The organism is Mesorhizobium sp. M0563, assembly GCF_040321065.1.
In the GTDB taxonomy this organism is placed as follows: Bacteria; Pseudomonadota; Alphaproteobacteria; order Rhizobiales; family Rhizobiaceae; genus Mesorhizobium.
The window spans coordinates 150,677-172,087 of the sequence record NZ_JAMYQV010000011.1 but is presented as its reverse complement, the minus strand read 5'-3'; the positions used below and the strand labels follow the sequence as shown (position 1 = coordinate 172,087).

Below are 21,411 nucleotides of genomic sequence, written 5' to 3'. Positions count from 1 at the left end.
CTTCATCTGGCCAGCCGAAAGAATTACGGCTATTGGTCATCGCAAATACCAATGGGGATTGGGCGAAGATGAAACGGCGGCTTTTCAAGGAAACAACTGCGTCTATACTTGCGGGGTTGCTTATATTAGCGACGCCTGGCGTCAGTGCAGCGGCGTCGCTGGCTGGGAAAGTCGGCGACAAGCGTTCCTTCGTGTATCTCCCTCAGCAAGGCTCGGAAGGCAATTGCAGGCAGGCCTACAACGCCTATGTGGCTGCGGCCGGTCATTCCGCCTACGCATCGACCATCACCGGAGCAAGGGTCCTGTATTTCGTCTGCGGCGTGCACATTAACGCACCGTCCCAGAAGGCTGCCGAAGCGCTCGCGCTTAAGTCATGCGAATCCGGTCGCAAGAAGTTCAAAGTGGACATGGTCGGCGGCTGCGGCGTAGTCGCTTCCAAGTAGCTTTCGGCATCAAAGGGCCAGATAGCAATGGGGGATAGGGCGAAGATGAGACTTCAGCTTTTTCAGAAAACAACTGTATCCATATTTGCAGGGTTGCTCGTGTTGGGGGCGCCCGGTATCGGAGCAGCGGAGTCGCTGGCGGGAAGCAAGGGCGACAGCCGCTATCCCGTCTATTTCGCACCTGGCTCGACGGGAGGCTGTCAGAAGGCATACAGGGCCTATGTGGCGACCGGCAGCCATTCCGCTTATGCGTCGACTCCATTCAATTGGGCGACCGAGTTCATGATTTGCGCGCGTGCAAATGCAACGTCGCAAAAGGCTGCAGAGGCGCAGGCGCTGAAATCCTGCCAGTCAGCCAAGAGGAGCTACAAGGTCACAACCGCGGGAGCTTGCAGCATCGCTGCCTCCAAGTAGGAGATGCTGTTGGCGTTCGCTCTTCCAGGGGGAAAAATGACACCGAGACACGTCAAAAGTACAATCGCTTCGATACTTGCCGGCTTTCTTGTATTCACGGCACCTGGCATAGGAACGGCGGAATCGCTGGCGGGAAGCAAGGGCGAGACCCGTTTCTACCCCTATTTGCCGAAGAATCCGAAGGATCCATGCACCATGGCTTACAAGGCCTATGTAGCGGCCGGTGGCCATTCGGCCTATGCAAGCACTCCGTATTCCCGGGTGCGTTCGCTGTACATCATATGCGGCTCGCGCTTGAATGCACCATCACAGCAAGCTGCCGAAGAGTTGGCGTTAAAATCCTGTCAGGCCACCCGCAACAGTTATAAGGTTACGACAGGCGGAGGCTGCGAAATAGCCGCCTCCAAATAGCTGAATATCTGCCAGTCTTGGGTTTTTCAAATGGGTTGGGCAATGAAATCTTTATCCATCAGGCGAGCAACCATATTGGTACTTGCACTGTTCGTGGCCTCTGCACCGAATATTGGCGCCGCCGAATCGCTAGCTGGAAGCAAGGGCGACGTCCGTTTCTACCCGTATTTGCCGGCAACCGCGGATCGGCCGTGTACCAAGGCATATAAGGCGTATGTGGCGGCCAGCGGCCATTCAGCCTATGCGACCACTCCGTATTCCAGAGTGCGTTCGTTGTACATCATGTGCGGCTCGCGCTTGAATGCGCCCTCGCAAAAGGCTGCCGAGGATATGGCTATGAAATCCTGCCAGGCCACCCGCAGCCATTACAAGGTCACGACCGGTGGAGCTTGCGAAATCGCGGCCTCCAAGTAGGCAGGCCTCGCTTGCCTATCCTTTGACGGCCAGATTACAAAGCGGGGTATTGCCGCAGCTCGCGTGAAGAGAATTCGCGCCGTTGGCGGCGAGCTCTGCCTGTGGAGGCCCGATGTTCGCCAAGATCCTGATCGCCAACCGTGGCGAGATCGCCTGCCGGGTGGTCCGCACGGCACGCAGGATGGGTGTGCGCAGCGTCGCCGTCTATTCTGACGCCGACGCTCGCGCCTTGCATGTCGAGACGGCGGACGAGGCGGTGCATATCGGTCCCTCGCCTGCCGGCGAAAGCTATCTGCGGGGTAACAAGATCATCGCGGCGGCCTTGGCCACGGGTGCCGAGGCCATTCATCCGGGCTACGGCTTTCTCTCGGAAAATCCCGACTTCGTCGACCAGGTGGTCGCGGCGGGGCTGATCTTCATCGGGCCGTCGGCGGCCTCGATCCGCGCCATGGGATTGAAGGACGCGGCTAAGCGGCTGATGGAAAAGGCCGGCGTGCCGGTGGTGCCGGGCTATCATGGCGAGGCGCAGGAGATCGTGTTGCTCGCCTCCAAGGCGCGCGAGATCGGCTACCCCGTATTGATCAAGGCGCGCGCCGGTGGCGGCGGCAAGGGCATGCGGCGCGTCGAGCATCCCGATGATTTTTCGGAAGCACTGTCTGGCGCGCGGCGCGAGGCGAAGGCCGCCTTCGGTGACGACCGCGTTTTGGTGGAAAAATATGTCGACAAGCCGCGCCACATCGAAGTGCAGATATTCGGCGACAGTTTCGGCAATGTCGTGCACCTCTACGAGCGCGACTGCTCGGCGCAACGCCGCCACCAGAAGGTGATCGAGGAGGCGCCTGCCCCCGGCATGACGCCGGCGTTGCGCAAGGCGATGACCGAGGCGGCGGTGAAGGCCGCCAAGGCAATCCACTATTCCGGCGCCGGCACCATCGAGTTCATCGTCGATGCCTCGCAAGGTCTGAAGGCCGACCGTTTCTGGTTCATGGAAATGAACACCCGCCTGCAGGTCGAGCACCCGGTCACCGAAATGGTCACCGGCATCGACCTGGTCGAGTGGCAGTTGCGGGTGGCCTCCGGCGAAAAACTGCCGAAGACGCAGAGCGAGGTCGCGCTCTCCGGCCACGCCTTCGAGGCGCGCATCTATGCCGAGGACGCAGCAAGAGGGTTTTTGCCGGCGACCGGCACCTTGCACCATTTAAAATTTCCGCAACCGGCGCCCGAAGGTGCGAGCATGCGCATCGAAACCGGTGTGCGCGCCGGCGATGCGATCTCGCCGTTTTACGATCCGATGATCGCCAAGCTGGTCATCCATGGCAAGGACAGGCGGACGGCGCTCACGGCACTCGGCGCGGCGCTGTCGCAGACCGAAATCGCCGGCTCGACGGTCAACACCGCCTTTCTTGCCGCGCTGGCCGCTGATGCGGATTTTGCGGCGGGCGATGTCGATACCGACCTGATCGCCAGGCATCAGCAGGCGCTGACGGCGGTTCCGCCGCCGAGCGGTGAGACGATTGCCGCTGCGGCACTTGCCGCGTCTGGTGCGGGCGACTTGCCGTCCTCCGACGATCCCTGGTCGTCACTGGCCGGCTATGCGCATTTCCACGCGGTGGCGCGGCGCACGCTGCTGAGATTTGGCGAGCAGGGGATCGTCGCGCGCGTATCGGTGCGGCCGGACGGGCGGTTCGAGGTGGCGCTGGATGCCCCCTATGACAGCGCCAATTCGCATGATCTCCGCGCCGCGCCTCGCCTCGCCCGCTGGCCGGGCCACGTCACGGTCTTCGAAGGCGCCATCGGCTACGGTTTTGCCGTGCCGGATCCGCTGGCGCGGGCCGACGAAGCCGCAGCCGCTTCCGGCAGCCTGCGCGCGCCAATGCCGGGACTGGTCAAATTGGTTCGTGCTGGCAAAGGCGAGGCCGTGATCAAGGGGCAGCCGCTGCTGATCCTGGAGGCGATGAAGATGGAGCACACCATTGCCGCCCCCCATGACGGGGTAATCGCCGAAATCGCTGCCGAAGGCGCGCAGGTCACCGACGGAACCGTGCTGGTTCGCTTTGCCGAGGAACCACAGCTGACTGCTGTTTCCCTATCCACGAAGTGATCTCGAACGCGTCACAAAGGCATCGCCAAGAACAACATGGCCGGGTTTGACCCCGGCCATGTTCGATTACACCAGCGCAGCTTGCGGCGCCGCGGCCATTACGGCTGGATCGGGGCGTATTTGCCGTCGTGCCACTGGTTGATGTCGTAGCTGGCGTTCTTGAGGTCGCCTTTCTCGTCGAAGGTGACCGGACCGACAACCGTGCTGATCGGCTGGCCGTTCTTCAACGCTTCAGCGACCTTGGCCGGGTCGTCGCTGCCGGCGCGCTTGATGCCTTCGGCGAAGGCCTGGATCACCGCATAGGAAAACAGCGTGAAGCCCTCCGGCACGAAGCCGCCGGCCTTGATCTTGGCGATGGCTTCCCTGGCTTCGGGCTTCGCCTGCGGATCCGATGGGAAGACGAACATGGTGCCTTCACCGGCCGGACCGGCAACCTGCCAGAATTCCGGCGAAGCGATCGAGTCCGGCATGATCAGCTGGAACTTGAGGTTCTGCTCCGCCGACTGGCGCAGGATGAGGCCCGCTTCGGGATGATAGCCGCCGAAATAGACGACATCAGCTTTCAGCTCCTTGAGCTTGGTAACAAGCGCGGAGTAGTCCTTCTCGCCGGCGTTGATGCCCTCGTAGAGGATCTCCTTGAGACCGTTCTGGTTCATCGTTGCCTTGACGGCATCGGCCACACCCTGCCCATAGGCGCTCTTGTCGTGCATGATGACGACGTTCTTGCCGGCATATTTCTTGGCGATCCATGGACCGATGAAAGCGCCCTGCGCATCGTCGCGCGTATAGAGGCGCATGATCGTCGGCCAGCCGGCCTTCGCCGCTGCGTCGGTCAGCACCGGGTTCGAGGAAGCCGGACTCATCATCAGCGCACCGGCTTCGGCGTAGACAGCGGAGGCCGGGATGCTGGAGCCCGAGCAGGCATGGCCATCGATGAACTTGACACCATTGGCGATGATGCGGTTCGCGACCGAAACTGCCTGCTTCGGATCGCACTGGTCATCCTCGATGTCGAGCTTGATCTGGCGGCCGTCGACGCCGCCCGCCGCGTTGATCGCGTCGGTGGCGGCTTGCGCGCCCTGCTTGAACTGGTCGCCGATGGTGGCAAGCTGACCGGTCATCGGTCCGACCACCGAAAAGGTGATGTCGTCGGCGAAGGCGACCGGCGCGGTCATCATCAGGCCAAATATGGCGGCGCTCAAAATACTGAATTTCTTCATGGTGACACAACTCCTCCACTCTCGCGCGACCGTCCCGGCCGCGCCTCTTCCAGAGTGGCGGGAGAATTTCATCCTTCACCGGAGCTGTCTAGGCGCATCGTCGGCACTCGATTGGGCCTGCAACACGCGGTCCCAAAGACAAAGCCGCGCCAGCCTTGTTCCGGCCGGTCGCGGCTTTTGCCATCGAGCTTCCCAACGCATCGGCGCCAGGAACCGCTCGCCTTCCCTGTCTATTGCACAGCTCGCTGCCGTGTTCTTGATCTTGTTAGCCCAGCCGTCTTGCGCGGCCTTGATTTTTCGGGCCTAACCGTCTGCGCGGCTTTGACCCGAAGCGTCCCTGTCGTGAACTCAGTACCCCGTGAAGTCGACGTTGACGAATTCAGTGCATCGTCATCCATTCGCGGGCTTCGCGGAGCGCCTTGGCGATCTCGACCTTCGACATGGCGGCCGACAATTCAGAGCGCAGTTCCGCGGCGCGGGCCGAACCCTTGATCGCGGCGATATTGAACCATTTGTGGGCGGCGACGACATCGGTCTCGCAATCGCGGCCGGTCGCATACATCATGCCCAACTCGAAAAGAATATCGGCCTGGGCAGTTGCCCCCATGGCGCCGAAGCCGGCTTCAAGCATTTCAAAACGTGCCATTTCAAATCCCCTGTTCTGGCTCCCGAGAGGTGTCTCCGTCTGTCCCTCGGTGTCCTTGACTACCTTCGGGGCGGCTCTCTTTCGATGCTTTCGAGAATGCCGCGGAGGCTTGAATCCGTCGTTAAATGGCGTGCTTAATTTGAGGAAAACAAAGCTAAAACAAGAGGTAAACGCGAAAATTCGTTAAGGATACAAAGCCAGCAATCGCGCCGGTTTGCACAAAATTTGAAGAAAACTTGCGAGGCGCGGATCAAGACTCCGCTAACCACGGAACACAAAGACGTGTGCGGCCCGTTTCATTTTTCGCCGGCGCGGCCGTTCGGGAGCGGGCAAAAACCCGCAACCCTTCCGTCGCGGCACCGCTTTTGTTTTTCCGAGAGCTGGACTAGCTTACGTTTGCGTAAGGGGCAGACGGCCGGGGCGGAGCCCGATTGACTTGCCTGAGGGAGGAGAGACATGTTTCGACAAGTGAGCCTGGCCCTCGCGGCCGCAATAACGATGACCGGCGCGGCATGGGCCGATCCGATCGAAGGCAATTGGAAAACGCAAGCCGGATCGACTGCCGCCATTTCGGGTGGCGGCGGGGCATTTTCGATTACGCTCAAATCCGGCAAATTTGCCGGCAAGAACATCGGTTCACTGAAGGTGGCCGGCGACAACAAATATGCCGGCACGATAACCGACCCGGAAACCGACAAGACCTATTCGGGCAAGGCGTCGCTTTCCGGCAGTTCGCTCAAGATGAGCGGCTGCGTGCTCGGCGGGCTGATCTGCAAGAGCCAGACCTGGCACAAGCTCTGATCGTGCCCTTCCTGCCGTGGTGAGCGGGACCAGTCGGCCCCGTTTTCATTTTATCGGTCTCGCAGCCACGGCGTCGCCATCGGTCGCTGCTTTTCAAGGCAGCCCGCCCAGAGATCATCAACCATTTTGAACCCCAGATGAACGCCGGCATCAGAGCCGGTTCAGCCGGGGCAAGGCATTGTCATGCGTGTTGAAGGAGACACCGCGCAATGCTTGCCCGCCGCTTCACCATCGTCTGCCTGCTGATGAGCCTGTTCGGCATGTTGTTCGCTGTCCTTGTCGCCGAAGCCGGCCGTCCGGCCCGCGCCTGGGATGTCGCCATCTCCTGCCGGCTCGGTTGCCCGAACCAGCTTCGCCACTGAACCCGACAGCGAGAATCTAGAAAACCACGCCATGACCCACCTCACCGCCAACTTCCTCAAGACCCTTCGGCTTCTGCCGCGGACGGCGCTCATCCTGATGCTTCTGGCGGCCCCGGTCCTGGCCGTGCCGACGATGCGCGCCGATGCCGGTTCGACCATCGAGGCGCCTGCGCTGAGGAAGTCCGGCGTCGGCTTTGTGCTGCTGGTCAGCCTGCGGCGCGGTTAAATCGCTGGAAAGAAAACGCCAACAGGCGTTCTGAGATCGCCTTACCCCCTCCCAACTGCGCGCCCAACTCTCTATATTGGGTCATGGAAAAGCGAATCTATCCCCAAGCCATTGAATCGGTCGTCACGCCGGAGCCGTTTGGCCGACAGAGCTTCAACGACGCCAGGAAGGCGGTCGCCGCCCTGCAGGTGCTTTACGACCGCAATACCAAGTTCCTGCGCGATTCATTTGCCGCGCTCGCCGCGGGCGGCGACAACAACAAACGCTACCGGGCCTTCTATCCGGAGATCGGCGTCACCACGAGTTCGTTCACCCAGATCGACTCGCGGCAGGCCTATGGCCACATGCCGACGCCGGGGCATTTCTCGACCACCGTCACCCAGCCTGCCCTTTTCGAAAGCTATCTCACCGAACAGCTTCGGCTGATCATGCGCAACCACGGCGTTCCGGTCACGGTTTCGGAATCGACCACTCCCATCCCGCTGCATTTCGCCTTTCTCGAAGGCACGCATGTCGACGGCACTGCTGCCGAGCGCATTAAACGGCCGATCCGTGACCTGTTCGACGTGCCGGATCTCGACGGCACCGACGACCAGATCGCCAACGGCACGTTCGAAGTGGCATTGGGCGAGGCACGGCCGCTGGCACCGTTCACCGCGCAACGGATCGACTATTCGCTGCATCGGATGTCGCATTACACCGCGACCAGTCCCCAGCATTTCCAGAACTTCGTGCTGTTCACCAATTACCAGTTCTATATCGACGAATTCGTCGCCCGTGCACGCGATTTGATGGCCAATGGCGGTGACGGATACGTCGAGTTCGTCGAGCCGGGCAATATTGTGACCAAAGTCGGGGACAGCGCGCCCGGTGAGGGTGCCGCGCCGCCTCGCCTGCCGCAGATGCCGGCCTATCATCTGAAGAAGCCGAACCATGGCGGCATCACCATGGTCAATATTGGCGTTGGCCCTTCCAACGCCAAGACGATCACCGACCATATCGCGGTGCTCCGGCCGCATGCCTGGGTGATGCTCGGCCATTGCGCCGGTCTGCGCAACACGCAGGCGCTGGGGGATTATGTGCTGGCGCATGCGTATGTACGGGAAGACCATGTCCTCGACGACGACCTTCCGGTCTGGGTGCCGATTCCGCCGTTGGCTGAAATCCAGGTGGCGCTGCAGGAAGCGGTCGCCGAGGTCACCGGGCTTTCCGGCTACGACCTCAAGCGCATCATGCGCACCGGCACCGTCGCCACCATCGACAACCGCAATTGGGAGCTGCGCGACCAGCGCGGGCCGGTGCAGCGGCTGTCGCAGTCGCGGGCGATCGCGCTCGATATGGAATCGGCGACGATCGCCGCCAACGGCTTTCGCTTCCGGGTGCCCTATGGCACGCTGCTTTGCGTCTCCGACAAGCCCCTGCATGGCGAATTGAAGCTGCCTGGCATGGCGACCGAATTCTACAAGCGGCAAGTGGCGCAGCATTTGACCATCGGCATCAGGGCGATGGAGAAGCTGGCCGAAATGCCGATGGAGCGGCTGCATTCGCGCAAGCTCAGGAGCTTTTCGGAAACTGCCTTCCAGTAGCTGCCGATCGCATGTGTCGGTCCACGGCAGGACGTTTCGTCATCTTGATTGAGCCGCATTTCTGCCGATAGACAAAGCGATGGCACGTGTTCGAGACATGACGGTTGCACTGGCGTTCGTCGCAATGCTTGCACTCTCGGTCGCGCTGGTGGCCGGGTTCTTCGGATCGCTGCATCCGGCCTTCGATTCTTTTGCTCATTTCCGCGTTCATTTTGCCTTCTTGATGGCGCTTTGCGCGCTGCCGCTGCTCGCCACCTCGTTTCGCCTGCAGGCCGCCGCCGGATTGCTGTTTGCGGTGGCCGCCTTTGCCACCACGTCGAATGCCTTGCCGCTTTCGCGGCTATGGCAGGTGCAGGCCGCCTACGACGCCAGGCCCGGCGGCGAGGCGGTCTACCGCCTGCTGCAGATAAACCTCAGGTTCAACAATCCAACGCCTGAGAAGGTGCTGTCGCTGATCGGCCGGACCCAGCCTGATGTGATCACCCTCGATGAGGTGTCCGAAATGTGGAAGGCAAAGCTTGGGCTGCTGTCCGGCGCTTATCCCTACCGGATCCTCTGCCCGTATCCCAATGGCGTGTTCGGCGTTGCGCTGCTGTCCAGACGACCGTTTGCCGCGGGCACAGAGCCGCACTGCGACAGCCGCGGCGCGATGGCAATCGCTACGGTCGATTTCGGCGGAACCGACGTCGATGTCGCCGCCATCCACCTCACCTGGCCATGGCCGCACAACCAATCACGGCAGATTGACGGACTGTCGAACGAAATCGTCTCGCTTGGCGAGACGTCGATCCTGGCGGGCGACTGCAACGCAGCGCCATGGAGCGCCGCTGTCCGGCGCGTCGCATCGCTTGGCAAGCTGACTGTAATGCCATCGGTCGGGCCGACCTGGCTCTACAGAAAGCTGCCGGATTTCCTGCGCTTCGCCGGACTGCCGATCGACCAGGTTTTCAGCAAGGGCGCTATCGCCATCCGTTCGGCGTCGACCCTTGGGGACACCGGCTCAGACCATCTGCCGGTGCTGGTGGAATTTTCGCTGCGCTCGGGTGGACAAGAGCCGCTCGACGAGCACCAGACGGCGACCGCATTTGCGGCGCTGCCTGGCGGGGCCCGAAGCTGAAAATCCGCAGTCCAATCTCTACCCTGGCTTATTATTGGCCCACAAAAGCGCGGATGAGGTGCTCGACGGGGCCGCCGTCGCGATGCTCGCGCGCATCGAAGGCCTTCTGCTTTGCTTCATATTCGGCATAGATGGCATTGATCCGGCGCTTTGCCTCGCGACGTGCCTCGAAACAGTGCGGGTCATCACCGACTGTCAACCCTCGAACCGACTTTTCGGTGGCCCGCATCATCTGTCTGGCGATGCGGCCATGGGTCTCTTCATGGGCGCGGACGCCAGCGAAGAACCGCTTCCACCGCTTCTGCAGTGCCGGCGACGTGGCTGAGGCTAGTTTGGGATAGGTATAGAAGAGATTGAGCGTCCCGTTGGCCTGGCGCAGGCGGCAGACGCCGTTTTCCGTATAGGCGTCGAAGGTCCAATCATCGACGCTGTAGCCGGTCTGCGCGATGGCGTGGGTCATGAAGCCGTGCTTCGGCCCACTGCGATCCATGGCCTCGATCAGGGCCGCGCCGGTGGTTCCGGCAATGTTATAAGTTCGTGTCTTGACCAATACTTTAGTGTCGGCCAAGGCTAAAGGGGTGCACAACGCCCCGATCGCCACAGCGCTCGTCAGAACTGCCAGACGCATTTTCCTTCCTCCCTGTCGTCACAGAAAGGAAACACAGGCAGGCGGTCTATTCAACAATCCTATGGTTGCGCTGCTCCTCATCTTGTTTGGTCCGGAGCAAACCTTGTGACTTACATGTTCTGGTAGACCGGGCCCTCGCCGCCCTGTGGCGGCACCCAATTTATGTTCTGGTTCGGGTCCTTGATATCGCAAGTCTTGCAGTGCACACAGTTCTGCGCGTTGATGACGAAGCGCACATCCTTGGCCGCAGGATCGGCGGCGGCATTGCCGTCCTTGTCGACCCATTCGTAGACGCTAGCCGGGCAGTAACGCGTCGAGGGCCCGGCATAGACGTCATGTTCGGAGCGCTTCTGCAGGTCCATGTCGGCGACGAGCAGATGCACCGGCTCGTTTTCCTCGTGGTTGGTGTTGGACAGGAACACCGACGACAGCCGGTCGAAGGTCAGCACCCCGTCCGGCTTCGGATAGGCGATCTTCTGGTGCGCGGCGGCCGGTTCCAGCGTCGCGTAGTCGGCCTTGCCGTGCTTCATCGTGCCGAAGGGCGAGAAGCCGAACAGCGTGTTCAGCCACATGTCGAGCCCGCCAAGGCCGACGCCGACAATGGTGCCGAAGCGCGTCCATAGCGGCTTGACGTTGCGCACTTTCTTCAGATCCTTGCCGATGTCGGTGGCGCGCCAGGCGGCCTCGTAGGAGGCCAGCTCGTCATTGGCGCGGCCGGCGGCTATCGCATCACAGACATGCTCGGCGGCCAGCATTCCGGAGAGCACGGCATTGTGCGAGCCCTTGATGCGCGGCACGTTGACGAAGCCGGCCGCGCAGCCGATCAGCGCACCGCCGGGGAAGGACAGTTTCGGCACCGACTGCCAGCCACCTTCGGTGATGGCGCGGGCACCATAGCCCAGCCGCTTGGCGCCCTCGAAGGTGCCGCGGATCGCCGGATGGGTCTTGAAGCGTTGGAACTCGTCAAAGGGCGACAGATAGGGGTTCTTGTAGTTCAGGTGAACGACGAAGCCGACTGCCACCTGATTGTCCTCGAGATGGTAGAGAAAGGAGCCGCCGCCGGTCTTCATATCGAGCGGCCAGCCGAAGGAATGCTGGACAAGGCCCGGCCGGTGGTTTTCCGGTTTGACCTGCCAGAGTTCCTTGAGGCCGATGCCGTATTTTCCGGGCTCACGACCGTCGGAAAGGTGATATTTGGCGATCAGTTGCTTGGCCAGCGAGCCGCGCGCGCCCTCGCCGATCAAGACATATTTGCCCATCAGCGCCATGCCCGGCGCAAAGCCCGGGCCGTGCGTGCCGTCCTTCTCGACGCCCATGTCGCCGGTGACGACGCCGGTGACCGCACCGGCCTCGTTGTAGAGCAGGCCGACCGCGGCAAAGCCCGGATAGATCTCGACGCCCAGCGCCTCGGCCTTTGTCGCCAGCCAGCGGCAGACATTGCCGAGCGAGACGACATAGTTGCCGTGATTGTTCATCAGCGGCGGCATCAGGATATTGGGCAGACGGAACGAACCGGCGGGGCCGAGAACCAAGAAATGGTCGTCGGTGACCGGTGTCCTGAAGGGATGACCCTCCTCTTCGCGCCAACCCGGCAACAGCCGGTCGATGCCGATCGGATCGACGACGGCGCCGGACAGGATGTGCGCGCCGACTTCGCCGCCCTTTTCCAGCACGACAACGGAAAGCTCGGGATTGACCTGCTTGAGACGGATCGCGGCGGCGAGGCCGGCCGGGCCGGCGCCGACGATGACCACGTCGAATTCCATGCTTTCGCGTTCGATATCGCTCATCGACCCCTCACTGGCTCGCTATTCCCGGCATCTTGCTGGCTCACGCGCTGCATAGCGCATCAAATAGCGACGGGAAACCGGCGCGGACGTGACAATACCGATTTCGTCAAAAAGTCGCGTCCTGCCGCACAGATTCGCGGTGGCGAGCACCAATCTTCAATCCTATTCCGTTTGTAGAGATATGTCGCACTGATGTTTTTAATTGTTCGACGGCTTGCTTATCGGCCATACTTCCCGCCATGCGCATATTCGGGCCGGCTGGCTTTTCATCGACGCGCTTTTTTTTCACGCCCGGCCGGATTTGCCGTGCGGCGTTCTTGGCGCTTCTGCCGCTGGCGGCCGTTGATGCCCGCGCCGACCCACGACTGGTCTGGGCGACCGGCGCCTACTCCTTTTCCGACGAGCGCGGCGGCTTCCGCATCACCGGGGCTTCGGGCGTCGGCACGAAGGAGGATCCGCTCGTCATCACCGAAGAGCTGAATTCAGCGACGCCGGTAACGCTAGCCATTCGCACGACCAAGCCGATCCAGCCGTTCGGCAAGGCTGGAGACTTCGCCAATGGGCTGATGTACATGCGCATCGACGTGCTCAACAATAGCGGCCAGGCCTGGGTCGAGTTCCAGTTCGAACTCCAGGAGATCCTCGACCAGCCGAGCGTGTTCGGCGACGGCCTGTCGTTCGACCAGCGCAACAAAACGCCCGAAAATATCTGGTCGAGCAGCTACGCCGATTTCGACCGCAATTTCGAACCGTATGACCGCCTGCTGTTCAAGAACGGCAAGATCGACCCGCTGAAGACCGCCAGCTTCTATTTCCTGATCACCGACTACACGCCGCGCTGGACGTTCTATCTGGTGCAGGATCCGCGCATACCGTCGAGCTGAACTTGCAAATTCAAGCTCCGCGGCCGAATGTGAAACCATGACTGCCGCCCCCCACAATAACCGAGCCGATCTCGCCGAGCTGCTGGCCTTCTACGCCAGCGCTGGCGTCGATGAGGCACTTGAAGAACAGCCGGTAAACAGGTTTGCAGAAGCCAGGCCGCCGGAGCGGGTACCCGCGGCGGCCGCTCTGCCGGCCGGTGAAAATGCGGCGCCGCAACGCTCGACGAGCGTGTCGCGCGCCGAAATGGGCGAGAGACCGAACACGGCACCGGTAGTGCGAACGCCTCCGGCCACCGCAACGGTGCCCGACGAGGCGCAGGCGGCGTTGGCGCGGCAACTGGCGAGGTCGGCGGCAAACCTCGACGAGCTTCGCCAGCACATGGCGGCATTCGACGGCTGCAATCTCAAATTCACGGCCAAGAACCTGGTGTTCGCCGACGGCAATCCGACTGCCGAGGTGATGCTGGTCGGCGAAGCGCCGGGCCGCGACGAGGACATAGAGGGCCTGCCGTTCGTCGGCCGCTCTGGCCGGCTGCTCGACCACATCCTGGCCGCGATCGGTCTTGATCGAAATTCAGTCTACATCGCCAATGTCATTCCCTGGCGGCCACCGGGCAATCGCACGCCGACGCCGCACGAGACCGAGATATGCCGGCCGTTCATCGAACGGCAGATCGAGTTGGTTGCTCCGAAAGTGCTGGTCAATCTCGGCGGCCCGTCGGCAAAGACCCTGCTCAACACCTCCGAAGGCATATTGCGGCTGCGCGGCAACTGGCGCGTCCACACGACCCCATCCGGCGTCGCAATTCCCGCCATGCCGACCCTGCATCCGGCCTATCTCCTGAGGACGCCGGCGCACAAGAAGCTGGCGTGGCGGGATTTCCTCGAAGTGAAGGCGAAGTTGCGGGCGCTGAGTTGAGGTTCGCGCGCCTCTTCCTTCTCTCTGTGGTGGAGAAGGGAAAGACAGTGCCGATGACTTCCCAGGTAATTGAAATCCCTCTCCCACCGGCCTAGTCATCTCGTCATGACAGCAGTCCAGATTTCCGCCGGCAGTCTCATTCGCGAATGGCGTACACGCCGGCGCATGAGCCAGCTCGACCTCGCCATGGAGGCCGAGATCTCGCAGCGGCATCTGAGCTTCGTCGAAAGCGGCCGCGCCGCACCCTCGCGCGATATGGTGCTGCATCTGGCCGAGCAGCTTTCGATCCCGCTCAGGCAGCGCAACCAGCTGCTGCTGGCCGCCGGCTTTGCCCCGAGCTTCAGTGAGCGGCCGCTTGACGATGCCTCGATGGCGCCGGCGATGGCGGCGGTCGAGACCGTGCTCAAGGCGCACGAGCCGTTCCCGGCGCTTGCCGTCGACCGGCACTGGAACCTGGTGTCGGCGAACGCCGCCATAGGCCCGTTCCTCCGCAATGTCGCCGATGCCTCATTGCTGACGCCGCCGGTCAACGTGCTGCGCCTCAGCCTGCATCCCGGCGGCATCGCGCCGCGCATCGTCAACCTTGCGGAATGGCGGACGCATCTTCTGGAGCGGCTGAAGCAGCAGAACGATGCTACCGCCGATCCGGTGCTGGTCGAGCTCGAGCGCGAGCTTCGGGCCTATCCGTCCGGCCTCAAAGGCAGCCGGCCGGCGCCGGTCGAACCGAATGCGATTGTCCATCCGCTCAAGCTTGCCCATGGCGACGCGATGCTGTCGTTCATCAGCACCATCACCGTATTCGGCACGCCGCTCGACGTGACGTTGTCGGAGCTGGCGATCGAATCCTTTTTCCCGGCCGACGAGCAGACGCGGGCGGTGCTGGTGCGGCTGGCGAAAGGGCGGGCCGACGCGGCGAAAGGCTGATCACCCCTGTGGCGCGATCGCCTTGCGCGTGCGGGTGCGTTCGAGGCCGAGCTGGCGCTCACGCCAGATAATGAAAATGCCCGCTGCGACGACGATAATGCCGCCGACCAGCATGTTGATCGTGGCGACGTCGCCAAAGACCAGATAGCCGACCACGACGCCGAGGATCATCGAGGTGTATTCGAACGGTGCCACGACCGAAGCTTCGGCATGGCGATAGGCCGAGGTCATCAGGATCTGGCCGAGCCCGCCGCAAAAACCCGCGGCAATCAGAAGCCCCGCCTGCACTGGCGTCAGCGCCTGCCAGCCGAATGGCAGCGAAAGCAGCGCCATGACGCTCGCCGTCACAGAGAACCACAGCACGATGGTCGCCGTCCGCTCGCTCTGGACGAGGTTGCGCACCAGGAGCATGGCGATGGCCGAGATCGCCGCGGCCATGAGGGCGGCGATGACGCCGAGCACCTCCTGGTCGCCAAGGGCAGCGCCCGAGCCCAGCAGCGTCAGTTCCGGCCACGAGATGATCAGCACCCCGACCAGGCCGACGGCAACCGCGCTCCAGCGATAGATGCGGATGGCTTCGCCGAGGAAGATCGAACTGAACACCGCGACCAGCAGCGGCTGCGCGTAGTTCAGCGTAATCGCCTCGGGCAGCGGCAGCCGCGTCAGCGCGAAGAAGCCGAGCCCCATGGCGCAAACCCCGACAACACCGCGCGCAATGTGGTTGAGCGGGCGCTTTGTCGAAAAGGCGGTGCCGAGTTTCCCCTGGAAGGCGAGGAAGGCGATGATCGGAAAGATGGCAAAGAAGGAGCGGAAAAAGACGATCTGGCCCGCCGGCACCGTGCCTGCCGCCTTGATGCAGGACGACATGCCGACGAAGACCGCCACCGATACGATCTTGAGCACGATCCCGGTTAGCGTGCTGTGGTCGCCGGCAGCAAGCACTGGCAAGTCCCGTTCGGCTGTCACGCCCCTTTTGCTTCCTGGATCGCCGCCAAAATGCGCGCCGGCGTTGCGGGCATGTCGATATGTCTGATGCCGTAGGCGCTATAGAGAGCGTCGGTCACCTCATTGAGCGCGGCACGCGTCGACCCGATCGTACTCGCCTCCCCGGCGCCCTTGAAGGCCTCGCGACGCAGCACCGAGGCGCCCATCCCGAATTTCGGCGTGACGACGGTCATGGAAGCCTCGCGATGATGCTTGGGAAATGATCGCCTGAAATAGACGTCGCTGCAGTTTTGTCGAGGGAGTGTTTCGTGTAAAGAGCGCAGACTTCAATTTATTTGGACCAGCGGACCCGCCCGCCACTCCCGGATCGACAGGAAAAATCAAGGAATGCGCACCGATACCGGCCAGGTCTTCAAGCTCGAAGACTATCGCCCCAGCGATTATCTCATTCCGGAAACCAGCCTGACTTTCCGCCTTTCACCTGAAGCAACGCATGTCACCGCCGTGCTGGCGGTCGAACGCCGCGACGGGATTGCGGCATCAGTGCCGCTGGTGCTCGATGGCGACGGGCTGACGCTCAGCAGCATCGCCATCGACGGCCAGGAAACGAGCCCTGCGGATTTTCTCGCCACGCCCGATCAACTGACAATCGTCAGCCCCCCTGCGGCAAGGCGCTTCCAACTGAGAATCGAAACCGTGCTGGCGCCGGCGCGGAACGAAGCGCTTATGGGCCTCTATCGCTCCAGCGACGTCTATTGCACGCAGTGCGAGGCCGAAGGCTTTCGCCGCATCACTTATTTCCTCGACCGCCCCGACATCCTGTCGGTCTATACGGTGCGCATCGAAGCTCAGCGCCGTGAGGCGCCGCTGCTTTTGTCCAACGGCAACCCGGCCGGCAGCGGCGAACTTGCCGGCGGCAGGCACTATGCGGTCTGGCACGACCCGTTCCCCAAGCCGTCCTATTTGTTTGCGCTGGTGGCGGGCGACCTCGGCAAGATCTCGGACAGTTTCGTTACCCTGTCTGGCCGCAACGTCGAGCTCGGAATCTATGTCGAACCGGGCAAGGAGAGGCTCGCCGGCTACGCCATGGATGCCTTGAAACGCTCGATGAAATGGGACGAGGAGGCGTTCGGCCGCGAATACGACCTCGATGTCTTCAACATCGTCGCCGTATCCGACTTCAATATGGGCGCGATGGAGAACAAGGGTCTCAACATCTTCAACGACAAGTATGTGCTGGCCGACCAGGAAACCGCGACGGACGCCGATTTCGCCAATATCGAAGCCATCATTGCCCATGAGTATTTCCACAATTGGACAGGTAACAGAATCACTTGCCGCGACTGGTTCCAGCTTTGCCTGAAGGAAGGCCTGACCGTTTTCCGCGACCACGAATTCTCCGCCGATCAGCGCTCGCGCGCCGTCAAGCGCATCGCCGAGGTGCGTACGCTGCGCGCCCATCAGTTTCCCGAGGACCAGGGGCCGCTGGCGCATCCCGTGCGGCCGCGCCGCTACCGCGAGATCAACAATTTCTACACGGCGACGGTCTACGAAAAGGGCTCGGAAGTCGTGCGCATGATCCATACCATCCTCGGCGCCGAGACGTTCCGCGCCGGCATGGACCTGTACTTCGAACGTCACGACGGCCAGGCGGCGACGATGGAAGACTTCATCAAGGTGTTCGAAGACGTCTCCGGTCGCGACCTGTCGCAGTTTTCGCTGTGGTACCATCAGGCCGGTACGCCGAACCTGACCGTCAGTTCAGCATATAATCCGGCGGCGCGAGAATTCACGCTCGAAATCGAGCAGTCGGTGCCGCCAACACCGGCGGAAAGCCGCAAGCGGCTGATGCACATTCCGCTTGCCTTCGGCCTGGTTGGCGCCGGTGGCGAGGCGATAGCGCATAGCGGCGTCGAAGGGGCGAACGTCGAGGACAGTGTCATCCATATCCGCAAACGTCGCCATGTCGTCAGGTTTTCCGGGATTGCCGAGCGTCCGGCCATGTCGCTCAACCGTGGCTTTTCGGCGCCGGTGACGCTTTCGGTCGAGCAACGGCCCGACGACCAGTTTTTTCTGGCTGGCCATGACAGCGACGCCTTCTCGCGCTGGCAGGCGTTCAACACGCTTTTGACCGATGCCCTGATTGCAGCCTTCCGTCAGATCCTGGACCACAGGCAACCCGAGTTCAGCGCCCGGCTGACCGAGCTTGCGGGCAAGATAGCCGGCGACGAAGCACTCGAACCCGCCTATCGGGCATTGGCGCTGGCGCTGCCCGGCGAGGCCGATATCGCCCGCGACATTGGCAAGAACATCGACCCCGACGCCATTTTCGCGGCGCGCGAGGCGCTAGTGGTTGCGATCGCCGAGACCAACAGCGAGATATTCTCCAAACTTTACGATCGGCTCGCCGACAATGGTCCGTTCAGCCCGGATGCGACCAGTGCCGGGCGGCGTGCACTGCGCAATGTCCTGCTGGATTATCTCTGCTTGCTGCCGGGAGGCGCGGAACTCGCTGCCCGGCACTTCCAGTCGGCGACCAACATGACCGACCGGGCCGCGGCGTTGACCGTGCTTGCGCACCGTCACCACGGCTCACCGGAGGCGACCAAGGCGCTGGCCGATTTCGAGGCGAGATATGCAACCGATGCGCTGGTCATGGACAAATGGTTCCAGATCCAGGCCAGTGTGCCCGGCCCGCAAACCGTCGATGCGGTGCGCGCTTTGACCGGCCACCCGACGTTCTCGATGGCCAACCCGAACCGGGTGCGCTCACTCATCGGTACGTTTTCCAGCGCCAACCAGACCGGCTTCCATAGCGCCGACGGCGAGGGCTACCGGCTTTTCGTCGAAACGGTGCTGCAGGTGGAAAAGCGCAACCCGCAGGTGGCCGCCAGGCTGGCGACGGCGCTCAGGTCTTGGCGGTCGCTCGAACCGGTGCGGCAGGCCAAGGCAAGGGAGGCGCTGCTTTCGATCGCCAATGCAGAGAAGCTGTCGGCCGATTTGCGAGACATCGTCGAGCGCACGCTGGCCTGACAACGCGCCGGCTCACCACCACAATGGCGTCTCGCCCGAAAACCGCATTATTTTAGTCGATTTTTAATCTTTTTTCGCCGCGCCTCTGGACAAGGCGAATCACCTTTGATTCTTTACAGACGATTCGGAAGTGCGGCGTTGCCGGATCGTCAAGCAGATTGAAAATCGGGGAGTGCCATTTATGGCGAAGGCGGACGCGTGGGGCGCGCCCGGTGGGACGGCTTTTGAGCGACGCGAGGCGCGAAGCGACGGTCTCGCCGGCAATACGCGGCTCATCGCCGAACCTGCCTACCGACGGCTGCTGGCAGCCGAGCCGCTGTTGCGGCGATCGATACCGGCCCTCATCATCATCTTTCTGTTGATCATTGCAGTATTGCGCTTTCTGTCGCTGATGAACGAGCGCGACGAGATCGAGCGCGACGCCAAGGCGATCCTTGCGCTGGCCGCGGGCCAACTGGCCAGTTCGATCGCTGCCGACGCGACCATGGTTTCGACGCCCGGCGCGATCCAGGACCTGCTGGAGGGAACCGGCCGTCAGGGCGCGATGGGCCGAAGCCACGTACTGGCGATCACCGACAGCGCCTTCAAGATCATTGCCGTATCGCCGCAGTCGACGCACTGGGAGGGGCGATCGCTCGATGGCGTCGTGCAGGGCGGGCAGCCGCTGTTCATGTTCGGCGACCGCGCCGGGGTGATGGAGGTCAGCATCGGCGGACAGGACTGGTACGCGGCGGTGAGCCTGGCGAATGGCCGAAGGGGTGCCGCGGCAGCCTTTGTGCCGCAGGAGGCAGTTTTTGACACCTGGCGCAAGACGGTCTCGCTCAACGTCACGCTGTTTGTGCTGACGGCCGGCGTGCTGATCATCATCCTCTACGCCTATTTCGGCCAGGCGGCGCGCGCCCAGGCCGCCGACCGCATCTATCTCGAAGCCCACCAGCGCATCGACATGGCGCTGGTGCGCGGCCGCTGCGGCCTGTGGGACTGGGACATGGTGCGCGGCAAGATGTACTGGTCGCGCTCGATGTACGACATGCTGGGCTACGAGCCTTGCGACACGATGCTGTCGTTCGGCGAAGTCGACGAAATCATCCATCCCGAGGACGGCGATTTGTTTGAACTCGCCAACAGGATCGTCGGGCGCGAGATCGACCACATCGACCAGGTGTTCCGGATGCGTCATGCCGACGGGCAATGGGTCTGGATGCGGGCAAGAGCACAGGTTATCGACCCGGAAGCCCCGGAGATCCAGCTGATCGGCATCGCCGTCGACGTCACCGAGCAGCGGCACCTGGCGCTGCGCTCCGAAGCCGCGGACCTGCGCCTGAGGACAGCCATCGAAAACATCAACGAATCCTTCGTGCTGTGGGATTCGTCCGAGCGCCTGATCATGTGCAATTCCAAATACCAGCAGGATAACGGCCTGTCGGATCGCGACGTGATGCCGGGCGCCCCGCGCGCCGTGCTGGATGAACGCATGTTGGCGTTCGCCTCGGAGCGGCGGCTTGCGAATACCAACGGACCGCAGGGGGGCGTGACCTTCGAGCGCCAGCTTGCCGACGGCCGCTGGCTTCAGGTGAACGAATTGCGGACAAGGGACGGCGGCACCGTCTCGGTCGGCTCCGACATCACCCAGATCAAGCTGCACCAGGAGAAGCTGGTCGACAGCGAGCGCCGTTTGATGGCAACGATCCACGACCTCAGCCTTGCCCGTCGGGCGGAAGAAGAACGGGCCCGCGAACTCGTCGAGCTCAATCGCAAATACATGAAGGAAACCGAGCGGGCGGAAGCGGCGAACCGGGCCAAATCTGAATTCCTGGCCAATATGTCGCACGAGTTGCGCACGCCGCTCAACGCGATCATCGGCTTTTCGGAACTGATGGAACGGGGCCTGTTCGGGCCGCTGGGTTCGCCGCGCTACGAAGAGTATGCCACCGACATCAACGGCAGCGGCAAATATCTTCTCGGCGTCATCAACGATATCCTCGACATGTCGAAGATCGAGGCCGGCCAGTTCGCGCTGGATCAGGAACAAATCGATCTCTGCCCGCTGATCAGGGAAACGGTTCGCGTCGTTTCGCTGCAGGCGGCCGAAAAATCGATCACCGTCGAAACCCGCATCGCCGATTCGCTGACGCTGTTCGCCGACCGCAGGGCGATCAAGCAGATCCTCATCAATTTGTTATCGAATGCCGTGAAGTTCACCGGGCAAGGCGGCCACATCTCGGTCAGGGCCCGCAGCATTTCCAGCGCGCTGATCCTGACGATCGAGGACAATGGCTGCGGCATCCCGAAGGCGGCGCTGAGCAAGCTCGGGCGGCCGTTCGAACAGGTGCAAAACCAGTTCTCCAAGAGCCATGCCGGCTCCGGCCTCGGCCTCGCCATCTCGCGCTCGCTGGCCGAGCTTCAGGGTGGCGCGTTGAAGATCCGCTCGACCGAAAGCGTCGGCACGATCGTCTCGGTACGCATCCCGATCAAGAAAGCCACGCAGGCGGTCAAGGCCGCTGCCTGAAACGACAAAATAAGTCTCCGGCGGCTCGCGCCGCCGGA

General features: G+C 62.3%; 22 protein-coding genes. 15 read left to right on the top strand and 7 right to left on the bottom strand.

The genetic code is table 11. The features are described 5' to 3' along the window. The first annotated feature begins 68 nt into the window (after positions 1–68). From NKI50_RS16440 to NKI50_RS16420, 5 genes are all read left to right on the top strand, one after another. Positions 69–443 (top strand): hypothetical protein, encoded by a 375-nt coding sequence (locus NKI50_RS16440; protein ID WP_023718360.1) that lies wholly within the window; start codon positions 69–71, stop codon positions 441–443. Between the two features lie 45 nt (positions 444–488). Further along, complete coding sequence (locus NKI50_RS16435) at positions 489–857, top strand: hypothetical protein (protein WP_023718361.1); 369 nt, start codon at positions 489–491, stop codon at positions 855–857. A 36-nt stretch (positions 858–893) separates the two neighbouring features. Continuing rightward, positions 894–1,268, top strand: a complete 375-nt coding sequence (locus tag NKI50_RS16430) for a hypothetical protein (RefSeq protein WP_023718362.1) — start codon at positions 894–896, stop codon at positions 1,266–1,268. A gap of 42 nt (positions 1,269–1,310) precedes the next feature. Further along, positions 1,311–1,682: a hypothetical protein gene (locus tag NKI50_RS16425; protein ID WP_023718363.1), complete on the top strand. Its 372-nt coding sequence runs from the start codon at positions 1,311–1,313 to the stop codon at positions 1,680–1,682. 112 nt (positions 1,683–1,794) lie between these two features. Continuing rightward, positions 1,795–3,783 carry an acetyl/propionyl/methylcrotonyl-CoA carboxylase subunit alpha gene (locus tag NKI50_RS16420; RefSeq protein ID WP_023718364.1) on the top strand — a complete coding sequence of 663 codons (1,989 nt, stop codon included), beginning with the start codon at positions 1,795–1,797 and terminating at the stop codon, positions 3,781–3,783. A 98-nt stretch (positions 3,784–3,881) separates the two neighbouring features. Here NKI50_RS16420 and NKI50_RS16415 read toward each other — a convergent pair whose 3' ends face one another. Further along, positions 3,882–5,003, bottom strand: coding sequence for a branched-chain amino acid ABC transporter substrate-binding protein (locus NKI50_RS16415; RefSeq protein WP_023718365.1), 1,122 nt, complete (start codon positions 5,001–5,003; stop codon positions 3,882–3,884). A gap of 379 nt (positions 5,004–5,382) precedes the next feature. Next, positions 5,383–5,649: an SEL1-like repeat protein gene (locus NKI50_RS16410; RefSeq protein ID WP_010915070.1), complete on the bottom strand. Its 267-nt coding sequence runs from the start codon at positions 5,647–5,649 to the stop codon at positions 5,383–5,385. A 456-nt stretch (positions 5,650–6,105) separates the two neighbouring features. Between NKI50_RS16410 and NKI50_RS16405 the strand changes: the two genes are divergently transcribed. The 5 genes from NKI50_RS16405 (at position 6,106) to NKI50_RS16385 (ending at position 9,741) form a co-directional block, all read left to right on the top strand. Further along, positions 6,106–6,450, top strand: coding sequence for a DUF2147 domain-containing protein (locus NKI50_RS16405; protein ID WP_023718366.1), 345 nt, complete (start codon positions 6,106–6,108; stop codon positions 6,448–6,450). 209 nt (positions 6,451–6,659) lie between these two features. After that, on the top strand, positions 6,660–6,812 hold the full coding sequence (locus NKI50_RS16400; protein ID WP_023718367.1) for a hypothetical protein: 153 nt from the start codon (positions 6,660–6,662) through the stop codon (positions 6,810–6,812). A 31-nt stretch (positions 6,813–6,843) separates the two neighbouring features. Beyond that, positions 6,844–7,038, top strand: coding sequence for a hypothetical protein (locus tag NKI50_RS16395; RefSeq protein ID WP_023718368.1), 195 nt, complete (start codon positions 6,844–6,846; stop codon positions 7,036–7,038). Between the two features lie 83 nt (positions 7,039–7,121). Beyond that, on the top strand, positions 7,122–8,624 hold the full coding sequence (locus tag NKI50_RS16390) for an AMP nucleosidase (RefSeq protein WP_352549000.1): 1,503 nt from the start codon (positions 7,122–7,124) through the stop codon (positions 8,622–8,624). Between the two features lie 79 nt (positions 8,625–8,703). Next, entirely contained in the window at positions 8,704–9,741 is a 1,038-nt protein-coding gene (locus tag NKI50_RS16385) for an endonuclease/exonuclease/phosphatase family protein (RefSeq protein ID WP_023718370.1), read from the top strand. 31 nt (positions 9,742–9,772) lie between these two features. Here the strand turns inward: NKI50_RS16385 and NKI50_RS16380 are convergent, their stop codons facing one another. From NKI50_RS16380 to NKI50_RS16370, 3 genes are all read right to left on the bottom strand, one after another. Then, complete coding sequence (locus NKI50_RS16380) at positions 9,773–10,369, bottom strand: DUF922 domain-containing protein (RefSeq protein ID WP_352481881.1); 597 nt, start codon at positions 10,367–10,369, stop codon at positions 9,773–9,775. 110 nt (positions 10,370–10,479) lie between these two features. Beyond that, positions 10,480–12,159, bottom strand: coding sequence for an electron transfer flavoprotein-ubiquinone oxidoreductase (locus NKI50_RS16375; RefSeq protein ID WP_352639544.1), 1,680 nt, complete (start codon positions 12,157–12,159; stop codon positions 10,480–10,482). Between the two features lie 106 nt (positions 12,160–12,265). Then, the gene (locus tag NKI50_RS16370; protein WP_198030476.1) at positions 12,266–12,448 is read right to left on the bottom strand and encodes a hypothetical protein; all 183 of its coding nucleotides are present in this window, start codon (positions 12,446–12,448) and stop codon (positions 12,266–12,268) included. On the opposite strand from NKI50_RS16370, the gene NKI50_RS16365 reads away from it, so the two are divergent. The 3 genes from NKI50_RS16365 to NKI50_RS16355 all read left to right on the top strand — a co-directional run bounded on the left by NKI50_RS16365 (position 12,399) and on the right by NKI50_RS16355 (position 14,886). After that, complete coding sequence (locus NKI50_RS16365) at positions 12,399–13,043, top strand: hypothetical protein (protein ID WP_023718372.1); 645 nt, start codon at positions 12,399–12,401, stop codon at positions 13,041–13,043. The two genes, NKI50_RS16370 and NKI50_RS16365, sit on opposite strands and share 50 nt — an antisense overlap. 37 nt (positions 13,044–13,080) lie before the next feature. Further along, on the top strand, positions 13,081–13,962 hold the full coding sequence (locus NKI50_RS16360) for a uracil-DNA glycosylase (RefSeq protein ID WP_023718373.1): 882 nt from the start codon (positions 13,081–13,083) through the stop codon (positions 13,960–13,962). A 105-nt stretch (positions 13,963–14,067) separates the two neighbouring features. After that, complete coding sequence (locus tag NKI50_RS16355) at positions 14,068–14,886, top strand: helix-turn-helix domain-containing protein (protein WP_023718374.1); 819 nt, start codon at positions 14,068–14,070, stop codon at positions 14,884–14,886. Here the strand turns inward: NKI50_RS16355 and NKI50_RS16350 are convergent, their stop codons facing one another. Both NKI50_RS16350 and NKI50_RS16345 read right to left on the bottom strand, forming a co-directional pair. Further along, positions 14,887–15,852, bottom strand: a complete 966-nt coding sequence (locus NKI50_RS16350) for a DMT family transporter (protein ID WP_023718375.1) — start codon at positions 15,850–15,852, stop codon at positions 14,887–14,889. Further along, on the bottom strand, positions 15,849–16,064 hold the full coding sequence (locus NKI50_RS16345; protein ID WP_023718376.1) for a hypothetical protein: 216 nt from the start codon (positions 16,062–16,064) through the stop codon (positions 15,849–15,851). Before NKI50_RS16345 ends, NKI50_RS16350 begins: the two co-directional genes overlap by 4 nt. Positions 16,065–16,218: 154 nt before the next feature. Between NKI50_RS16345 and pepN the strand changes: the two genes are divergently transcribed. Together pepN and NKI50_RS16335 are read left to right on the top strand one after the other, a co-directional pair. Next, entirely contained in the window at positions 16,219–18,864 is a 2,646-nt protein-coding gene (gene pepN, locus NKI50_RS16340; RefSeq protein ID WP_023718377.1) for an aminopeptidase N, read from the top strand. 181 nt (positions 18,865–19,045) lie between these two features. Next, positions 19,046–21,373, top strand: a complete 2,328-nt coding sequence (locus NKI50_RS16335; protein WP_023718378.1) for a PAS domain-containing sensor histidine kinase — start codon at positions 19,046–19,048, stop codon at positions 21,371–21,373. The last annotated feature ends 38 nt before the right edge of the window (positions 21,374–21,411 follow it).

Coding starts and splice junctions, on each gene's coding strand:
- NKI50_RS16400 (WP_023718367.1), top strand. CDS start 6,660: ATGCTTGCCCGCCGCTTCACCATCGTCTGCCTGCTGATGAGCCTGTTC.
- NKI50_RS16355 (WP_023718374.1), top strand. CDS start 14,068: ATGACAGCAGTCCAGATTTCCGCCGGCAGTCTCATTCGCGAATGGCGT.
- NKI50_RS16365 (WP_023718372.1), top strand. CDS start 12,399: ATGCGCATATTCGGGCCGGCTGGCTTTTCATCGACGCGCTTTTTTTTC.
- NKI50_RS16380 (WP_352481881.1), bottom strand. CDS start 10,369: ATGCGTCTGGCAGTTCTGACGAGCGCTGTGGCGATCGGGGCGTTGTGC.
- NKI50_RS16360 (WP_023718373.1), top strand. CDS start 13,081: ATGACTGCCGCCCCCCACAATAACCGAGCCGATCTCGCCGAGCTGCTG.
- NKI50_RS16420 (WP_023718364.1), top strand. CDS start 1,795: ATGTTCGCCAAGATCCTGATCGCCAACCGTGGCGAGATCGCCTGCCGG.
- NKI50_RS16405 (WP_023718366.1), top strand. CDS start 6,106: ATGTTTCGACAAGTGAGCCTGGCCCTCGCGGCCGCAATAACGATGACC.
- NKI50_RS16430 (WP_023718362.1), top strand. CDS start 894: ATGACACCGAGACACGTCAAAAGTACAATCGCTTCGATACTTGCCGGC.
- NKI50_RS16390 (WP_352549000.1), top strand. CDS start 7,122: ATGGAAAAGCGAATCTATCCCCAAGCCATTGAATCGGTCGTCACGCCG.
- pepN (WP_023718377.1), top strand. CDS start 16,219: ATGCGCACCGATACCGGCCAGGTCTTCAAGCTCGAAGACTATCGCCCC.
- NKI50_RS16435 (WP_023718361.1), top strand. CDS start 489: ATGAGACTTCAGCTTTTTCAGAAAACAACTGTATCCATATTTGCAGGG.
- NKI50_RS16385 (WP_023718370.1), top strand. CDS start 8,704: ATGGCACGTGTTCGAGACATGACGGTTGCACTGGCGTTCGTCGCAATG.
- NKI50_RS16345 (WP_023718376.1), bottom strand. CDS start 16,064: ATGACCGTCGTCACGCCGAAATTCGGGATGGGCGCCTCGGTGCTGCGT.
- NKI50_RS16440 (WP_023718360.1), top strand. CDS start 69: ATGAAACGGCGGCTTTTCAAGGAAACAACTGCGTCTATACTTGCGGGG.
- NKI50_RS16395 (WP_023718368.1), top strand. CDS start 6,844: ATGACCCACCTCACCGCCAACTTCCTCAAGACCCTTCGGCTTCTGCCG.
- NKI50_RS16335 (WP_023718378.1), top strand. CDS start 19,046: ATGGCGAAGGCGGACGCGTGGGGCGCGCCCGGTGGGACGGCTTTTGAG.
- NKI50_RS16375 (WP_352639544.1), bottom strand. CDS start 12,159: ATGAGCGATATCGAACGCGAAAGCATGGAATTCGACGTGGTCATCGTC.
- NKI50_RS16415 (WP_023718365.1), bottom strand. CDS start 5,003: ATGAAGAAATTCAGTATTTTGAGCGCCGCCATATTTGGCCTGATGATG.
- NKI50_RS16425 (WP_023718363.1), top strand. CDS start 1,311: ATGAAATCTTTATCCATCAGGCGAGCAACCATATTGGTACTTGCACTG.
- NKI50_RS16410 (WP_010915070.1), bottom strand. CDS start 5,649: ATGGCACGTTTTGAAATGCTTGAAGCCGGCTTCGGCGCCATGGGGGCA.